The organism is Escherichia sp. WS2035 (genome assembly GCF_046487065.1).
Lineage (GTDB): Bacteria > Pseudomonadota > Gammaproteobacteria > Enterobacterales > Enterobacteriaceae > Escherichia > Escherichia coli.
Genome location: NZ_JBJQKD010000009.1, coordinates 210,417 through 217,127, shown reverse-complemented (window position 1 = coordinate 217,127; position 6,711 = coordinate 210,417). Strand labels below are relative to the sequence as shown.

Genomic DNA, 6,711 nt, shown 5'->3' with positions numbered 1-6,711 from the left:
TGATACTGCCGCCCCTGCCAGGTGACCGGCTCACCTTTTTCGTTCTGCTCATTACAGAAAAAATAACGTTCACCACCGACCTCTGTCAGATCGATTTCCCAGAGCACCACCAGGGCTGACTGAGTAAGGCGTGTCGTCTCATGATGTGTTTCCTGTGGAATATCCTGCATCAGGGCCTCCTATGCCACGACCTGTTCAAAATCTGCCGTTATGGTTACCCACAGCGCCCCCACGCTTGCCGACCATTTACGACAAACCACCCTGATCGGCCTCCAGTCATAAGGTGGCGTCCACTGAAATGCGCGGACGCCACCGTGCCGTTCCAGAAAGGCTTTTAAAGATGGGTGTTCACATTTACGAACACGTATCGTCACGCTGTAAGTCGACAACTGGTTATTCAGTCCCGCCGCACGACGCTGTTCATAACCATCGCCCAGCTTCACTGTCACCACTTTCGGCTCTGATACCACATTCATATCCGGGCGCACTTTCCAGTGAAACGTCTCCATTACCGATATGCTCCACTTAACCGACCACCATCACGGGCCTGCTGTTGCATAAAGTCCGCTGCCGCTTTTTTCCCAAGGTCATAAACCACCTTCAGGGCAGCCGGACCTATCTGCCCGTTCGTGCCATCGTTATTGATCTCGATGTTGTACTGCGGGGAAAACATCGCCATACCTGAACCCCCAATATCCGCCACAACCCCCAGCTTACCGTCAGCACCACGACGCAATGGCAGAATGGCTTCAGGTCCCGCTTCCCCCATCACACCCGCGCCTTTTGCAAAAGCAAAAAACGTCGGACGGTTAACCACCGTGCCACTGTAACGACTCAAATCAGCAGACTGATAAATCCCCCCATTGGCATTCAGGGAAAGGCTGCTGAGATCAAATCCCAGTACACTGCCAATCCCTTTTATCGATTTCATCATGGTTGCCTGCGCCAGGATTTTCGCCATATCTGACAGCACAGAAGAGGTGAAGGATTTGAAATTGAGTTTGCCGGTAGTGACAAAAGTTGCCAGGCCATTTCCCATGTTGCTGAAGGCTGACGAGAACACCTGTTCTGCTGTTTCTGCCGTATTATCTGCATCCACGGTAAAATCCTGAAATGCACGCAGGACTCCGTTTTTCCAGTTACCCTGCACAACTTCAAGCTGTTGCCAGTAACGGCGATTCTCATTCAGTTGTCGGTTCAGGCTCTCCGTCAGCGCCTGCTCGGCCTTTCTGTAGTCATCCGTGTTATATGTCCCTTTCTGCTCACTATCCCGCCTCAACTGCTCCAGCTGTTGCTGGTATTTCTGGCGAAGACTCAGTTGTACCTGATATCGCTGTCGCTGCTGATCACCCATACCCACCGTGGCGATATCCAGGTCATGTTGCTGACGCTGAGCGCGCTCTTCTTCAGCCAGTTGACTGGTCAGCTGAATTGTTTTTTTCTTCAGCTCGTTGAGTGCCGTCTGTTTCTGAAGCTCCTGCTGTTTTACATCCAGCAGCGTCAGTGCCTGAATCAGTTCATCTTTACGGGCCAGCACACTCTTTTCATCTGCCGTCAGTTTTTTCCCGTCCAGGTCGCTGATGCGCTGCTGCAGAGCCAGGAGCTGTTTATGCGCTTCTGTCATCCTTTCCGTGGCAATGCCTGCTGACTGTCTGGCAGCAGCAATCTGTCCTTCCACCTGTGCCTGTTGCTGACTGTACTGCAGCAATAACCGGGTGGCCTCATCATTACGGGTTTCGCGTGTTTTTTTCTTACCGGATGCCAGGGCTTTCTCGTAACGTTCATTTTCACGTTGTATCGCCGCATCCCTGACAGTCTGATCGGCGTACTGCATGGCATTAATACGCGCAATTTCACGCTGATGTCGTGCAGCTTCCGTTTCATTCATCCGGTTCAGTGCAGCATTTTCAGCATTACGGCGTTTCTGTTGCTCCTGATAATTCCGCTCTGCCTGCTCTTTTGCATCCTGCAAATCCTTCTGGCGTTTTTTCTCCTGAAGATCGTTAAGACGCTGCTGATCGTATTCAACCTGAGAAGATGATGCCGTCCAGGGGAGTCTTTTCGCCCGCGACACTTTCTCCTGCAAAGTGGCAATCTGCGCATCCAGCGAATCTTCACGACCAATATTCATGGCCGCATCCCAGAACTGCTTCCACCAGTCAGACAAAGTTTGCAGCGTACTGCCCAGCGCATTGAGGTTATTATCAATATCCGCAGTACGCCGACCGGTTTCCTCTGCCAGTGCAGACATGGCTATCCGTGCCGCATCACTGGACCGCCCCTGCTCTCCAAGGACGCGTATCTGCTCAAGCTGAGTGGCAGTAAGAAAATGCAGCTCATTGTCCAGAGACTTCGCGGCATTTACAGGATCATCCTTCAGCCGCTTAAACTGATTTATGGTATCGCTGACCGACTGGCCAACCGATCGCTCCATCTGTGCGGCAGCTCTCGCCACCATACCGATATCGTTTCCACGAAATGCACCACTCCCCACCACCTGAGCCAGCGCACCGGCTGCAGCATGTTGCGTGATACCATTCCCGGAAATAGCACGACTGAGCGTCCACAGCTGCCCGGCAGTGACTCCGGCATAATGCCCCGTCAGCGACAGCTGGCGGTTAAATTCTTCCCCCTCCTTCTGACCGTCATACCAGGCTTTACCCAGACCATAGACGGCCGCGGTAATACCGCCAATAACCCCGCCCAGCATCATGCCTTTCGGTGACATCAGTGTGTCTATCCATCCGGCACGGTTAGCCAGCGTTATCCCGGATCCCCTTAGCGCCCCTAAATTGCCGCGGGCCAGTTCACCTATCAGAACGCCTATCTCCTGGCGGGCCGCTGCACTTTTCAGACCCAGCGAATGCGTGGCTTTTCCTGCCCGCTCCATTTTGCGGATATACACTTCTGCAGCACTGCTTACCCCCAGCTGGGCAGCCCTGGCACGAAGCAACTCAGAAGAAGAAAGATTCTGGCGGGTTGCCTGCTCTTTAAGCTGACGGATAAACGCCACTTTCTGTCGGGTAGCCTCTGCCTCAGCCTGCGTAAGAACACGGGTTTTCGCCGTAACCTCAGAAATCAGCGCCAGATAATCCTGCTGACCAATCCCGCCACTGTTTCTGGCCTGTCGGATCTGCTGCTGAATACGCTGTAATTCCTGCAGCCCCGCACTGGCCTGTTTCACACTGTCAATCTGACGATAAAACGCAGCAGCCGCTTTATCCTGAGCCTCCGCCAGAGCCATGGCCTGCGCCTGTTCCTCGCGCATTTTCTGGCTCAGTGCCTCCATGCGCTGGCGGGTTTTCTCCACCTCGCGGGCCATGCGTTCATGAGCCTGTGCGTTCTTCTCCACCGTCTGCGCATGGACGGATGCGGCTGTTGCAGCCGAAGAAGCTGCCTGCGTTGTCTGCCGGGCGGCCTGAGTCTGACGCTCCATAAAACGCTGCATACGGGCAGAAGACCGTTCTGCATCGCTGGCTGCACCATTCAGAAGGTTTTTGATACGGGGAATTTCATTTTTAAACTCTGCCGCATCAATCCCCAAATCAATGACCAGGTTGGCTATCTGGTCCATAACGCACACCTCCGGAAATACCTTCCCCAAGATGCATCAGTTCTTCGTCCGTTCGCTCCGGTATCCCGTTCTCTTCCGGTAAAAGGCTGAAATCAGCCACCGCAGCATCACTGCTGCCGGACACCATTCTCACGATCAATGCCTTCAGCGAGGCAAACTGCGCATCCATCCACACATCACTGAAGCTCTGCATCCGGAAATAATCGCCCCACTCACCAAGCTCAGTGGCCGACATTTCCGACAGCATCCGCCGCCAGTCTGCCCGCCGGAACTCCCGGGCAAGCCGCATGACAAACTGCATTTCCCGCGTCAGGACTTTTCCGGCGTCAGCGCCTCATGCTCATCATCCACGGCATTATCAATGGCCCCCATACCGCTCAGCGACAGAACCATCTCCGCCCCCGCACCCAGGGCATCATACGACCATGTTGTAATAACGGATGTGCAAAGCGTCTCTACATCCTTAGACTGATCCGCATTCCACAGTGAGCGGGAAACCAGCCAGGCATTGATATCCATCCCCATCCGCAGAAAAGCAATCTGTCGTTCAGCCTCCGGCAGTTCTCCCTCCACGGCATCAAACTTTGCCGTTCGCTGCTGAACAAACGTCAGATATTCAATTCTCTGCAGCCCGGACAGCTCACTGAGCACCACGGACTGTTTTTCATAATTAAACGTGTCCTGTTTCAGAAACATCATGTTCTCCACCTGCAAAAAAGCCCCGCATAACCGGGGCAAATGATGAGTATCGTCCTGTTAACCTGCTGCGCTGACAGTCACCGCAGTCACAGCCACAAAATTCCCGTCAGCGGTCATGCCCACAATGCTGACACTGCCCTGCTTCACGCCTTTTACCGTGGCCACAAGTCCGTTCAGGGTAACCGTGGCAGTCTGTGGATCTGACGAATGCACACTGATCGCTTTGTCACTGGCTCCGTCAGGTTTTACTGTAAAGGTCAGCGTGGTGGTTGCTCCCACTTTTACACTGGCAGACGCCGGTGATACTGTCAGCCCGGTAACGCTCACGGTTTCAGTGCCTTCCTCTGCCAGATACGGACGCCCCACACCGCTGATTTTCACAGTGCGGGTCATCACGTCTTTTGAGGCAATGGTTTTACCCAGTGAGCTCAGCCAGCCACGGAAAACATCAACAGTGCCGTTGGGATATTTGATACGAAACGCGCAGACTTCACCGGAGTCGAACAACTGAACCAGTTTTTTCTGCCCGCTGTCACCCGGACGCCAGGCCAGCGTCGCCGAAGTATCACCAACGGATTTCTGCCCCTGGGTTGTCGTTTTCCAGTCTGCATCTTCATCATCGAGATAAGTGTCATCTTCTGCATCAGCGGTCATTTCGCCAGGTTGCAGATCCTTCACCATCGCAAGACGCAGCCAGTCAGTGTCCGACAAAGGGTTCGCAAACGCATCGCCGTTGCCGGTATACATCCAGAACGTCGTCCCCGCACCTTTCGTCTTTGCCAGTGGATTTGGTGTGGTCATTACCACCTCCTTAATTCGTGTACGTGATCTGGTACGTGATTTCCGCCATCGCCCAGGTGGCCATCTCATTATCACGTTGATAGTTAAAACCGAGTGGGTTCAGGGTGTCGATGAGTCCGGAAAGTGCCGGTACATCATTCAGGGCCGGGAAAATGGTGCTCTCCATCCACATATCCAGCTCTGAATCCGGTGCCTGTGCCCGGATGAAGACGGCAATATGCAGAACAGCCTGCCAGTCATCTTCATCCGTCATTTTTCCGGTGTACTGAGCATCACTCAGCCACACCGCCACGGCAGGCAGTTCCTGCGCATCAATAAATGCCGGAAGCCCGTCAAAAAACGTGGCGCTGTCTCCACACTGTTCCCGAAGGCGTGCCAGTACGACCTGGCGGATTTGTGTATGTCGGTTCATCGGGTCAGCCATAACCTCAGTTGTTGTTTCAGTGCATACCCCAGCTGTTTCGGCATTTCCGCAGCAATGATGTGGTCGCGGGCATCTTCAAATGCCTGTGTCAGCGGTCCGGACAGCGGGATTTTCACTACCTCCACAGGAAGACGATTTTTTCTTGGCCTGCCCTGATGGTCATGCCCTGTTGCAAAACGCGCTTCAGGAAGACGCCTCAGAACATGCCAGCGGCCATTCGCCAGTTGCTGAACAAATGCCCCCCGGAAAAAGTATTTTCCCACTCTCAGTCCTTCACCAGCACGCCGCCGTGTTGTGTTCAGTTTGATGGCGGGCAGATTGCCCCGGTTAACGCGGATCCTGGCCGTCATTTTTCCTGACGGACTGGCTTTAAACACCCGGACACGCTGACGTACCAGTTTCAGGGGGATCCCTTTCACCTGGTTATCTCCCGCAACGGTATTCCCGGCAACCTGCCGGGTGGCAACCGAGACCGCTTTCTGTGCCACACGGTTTATCGCCCATGCGCTGGCCTGTGGCACCATACGGGTATCAAGGCTGTTCAGATTGCGGATGGCATTCTCAAGCCCCTTCATCCCACACCTCTTTACTCAATAAAGATCATTGGCTTACCGTTAAAGCGTTCATGCCGTGTGACCGTCCATTGTTGTCCGTCATAAACAACGCGATCCCCGCGCCGTGGGCGGTATCCCGAAGAAAACACCACCAGAGAGACCGCAGGTCCGGACAGAGCATTCAGCTCTGCCAGTGTTTCTCCCGGGATCACAGTCATATCGACATCATTAATCGAGGCTGTCTTTCCCATCTTTCTGACCGTGATCGCATCCATACGCGCTGCCAGCCGGGAAAAGGGATCAGACATTGAGTTTTACCGGCACTTCTTCTGCACTGGTTCCGGCATCTGCCCAGACAACCCCGACCAGCGGATCAGAGCCGCTGTTAGTCAGCTGAACTTTTCCGGACTTCAGATAAACCTTCTTACCCGTTTTCATGTCATCCGTTTTCAGCTTAGGCAGCATAAACACACCTTCGGTCATGCCGTCGCCTGTTTCACCCTGTGGAATATCGGTCAGCGCCACCGCAAAAACATCACCCACCTGCACCAGCTCTCCGCTGCTGATGGCTGCACTGGCAACAATCGCCACCGTTTTTCCTTCTTCTACAAAATTCTTTGCCATAACTGTCTCCGCACAGCCCCGTTCAGGGGCTGATT

General features: G+C 53.9%; 9 protein-coding genes and 1 pseudogene. All 10 read right to left on the bottom strand.

The features are described 5' to 3' along the window. Positions 1–170: pseudogene (locus tag ACJHX4_RS16730) on the bottom strand (phage minor tail protein L); the annotation flags it as partial. A gap of 9 nt (positions 171–179) precedes the next feature. Continuing rightward, positions 180–509: a phage tail protein gene (locus ACJHX4_RS16725; RefSeq protein WP_000447256.1), complete on the bottom strand. Its 330-nt coding sequence runs from the start codon at positions 507–509 to the stop codon at positions 180–182. After that, a complete protein-coding gene (locus ACJHX4_RS16720; protein ID WP_000372020.1) occupies positions 509–3,574 on the bottom strand; it encodes a phage tail tape measure protein in 3,066 nt (1,021 codons plus the stop codon). Before ACJHX4_RS16720 ends, ACJHX4_RS16725 begins: the two co-directional genes overlap by 1 nt. Next, complete coding sequence (locus tag ACJHX4_RS16715) at positions 3,546–3,875, bottom strand: phage tail assembly protein T (RefSeq protein WP_001161009.1); 330 nt, start codon at positions 3,873–3,875, stop codon at positions 3,546–3,548. The genes ACJHX4_RS16720 and ACJHX4_RS16715 overlap by 29 nt, the downstream gene beginning before the upstream one ends. Before the next feature lie 8 nt (positions 3,876–3,883). Continuing rightward, positions 3,884–4,270: a phage tail assembly chaperone G gene (gpG, locus tag ACJHX4_RS16710; protein ID WP_001531694.1), complete on the bottom strand. Its 387-nt coding sequence runs from the start codon at positions 4,268–4,270 to the stop codon at positions 3,884–3,886. A gap of 60 nt (positions 4,271–4,330) precedes the next feature. Continuing rightward, complete coding sequence (locus ACJHX4_RS16705) at positions 4,331–5,074, bottom strand: phage tail protein (RefSeq protein ID WP_000211132.1); 744 nt, start codon at positions 5,072–5,074, stop codon at positions 4,331–4,333. Between the two features lie 10 nt (positions 5,075–5,084). Next, the gene (locus ACJHX4_RS16700) at positions 5,085–5,486 is read right to left on the bottom strand and encodes a phage minor tail U family protein (protein WP_001079412.1); all 402 of its coding nucleotides are present in this window, start codon (positions 5,484–5,486) and stop codon (positions 5,085–5,087) included. Then, positions 5,483–6,073, bottom strand: coding sequence for a phage tail protein (locus ACJHX4_RS16695; protein WP_000677119.1), 591 nt, complete (start codon positions 6,071–6,073; stop codon positions 5,483–5,485). Before ACJHX4_RS16695 ends, ACJHX4_RS16700 begins: the two co-directional genes overlap by 4 nt. 11 nt (positions 6,074–6,084) lie before the next feature. Continuing rightward, positions 6,085–6,360: a DNA breaking-rejoining protein gene (locus tag ACJHX4_RS16690; protein ID WP_001283153.1), complete on the bottom strand. Its 276-nt coding sequence runs from the start codon at positions 6,358–6,360 to the stop codon at positions 6,085–6,087. After that, positions 6,353–6,676 carry a DUF2190 family protein gene (locus ACJHX4_RS16685; RefSeq protein ID WP_001097055.1) on the bottom strand — a complete coding sequence of 108 codons (324 nt, stop codon included), beginning with the start codon at positions 6,674–6,676 and terminating at the stop codon, positions 6,353–6,355. Before ACJHX4_RS16685 ends, ACJHX4_RS16690 begins: the two co-directional genes overlap by 8 nt. Positions 6,677–6,711 lie beyond the last annotated feature (35 nt).

Bases quoted from the DNA above. Each gene is read 5' to 3' on its own strand.
- ACJHX4_RS16725 (WP_000447256.1), bottom strand. From the start codon at position 509: ATGGAGACGTTTCACTGGAAAGTGCGCCCGGATATGAATGTGGTATCA.
- ACJHX4_RS16705 (WP_000211132.1), bottom strand. From the start codon at position 5,074: ATGACCACACCAAATCCACTGGCAAAGACGAAAGGTGCGGGGACGACG.
- ACJHX4_RS16715 (WP_001161009.1), bottom strand. From the start codon at position 3,875: ATGCAGTTTGTCATGCGGCTTGCCCGGGAGTTCCGGCGGGCAGACTGG.
- ACJHX4_RS16720 (WP_000372020.1), bottom strand. From the start codon at position 3,574: ATGGACCAGATAGCCAACCTGGTCATTGATTTGGGGATTGATGCGGCA.
- gpG (WP_001531694.1), bottom strand. From the start codon at position 4,270: ATGTTTCTGAAACAGGACACGTTTAATTATGAAAAACAGTCCGTGGTG.
- ACJHX4_RS16695 (WP_000677119.1), bottom strand. From the start codon at position 6,073: ATGAAGGGGCTTGAGAATGCCATCCGCAATCTGAACAGCCTTGATACC.
- ACJHX4_RS16700 (WP_001079412.1), bottom strand. From the start codon at position 5,486: ATGAACCGACATACACAAATCCGCCAGGTCGTACTGGCACGCCTTCGG.
- ACJHX4_RS16690 (WP_001283153.1), bottom strand. From the start codon at position 6,360: ATGTCTGATCCCTTTTCCCGGCTGGCAGCGCGTATGGATGCGATCACG.
- ACJHX4_RS16685 (WP_001097055.1), bottom strand. From the start codon at position 6,676: ATGGCAAAGAATTTTGTAGAAGAAGGAAAAACGGTGGCGATTGTTGCC.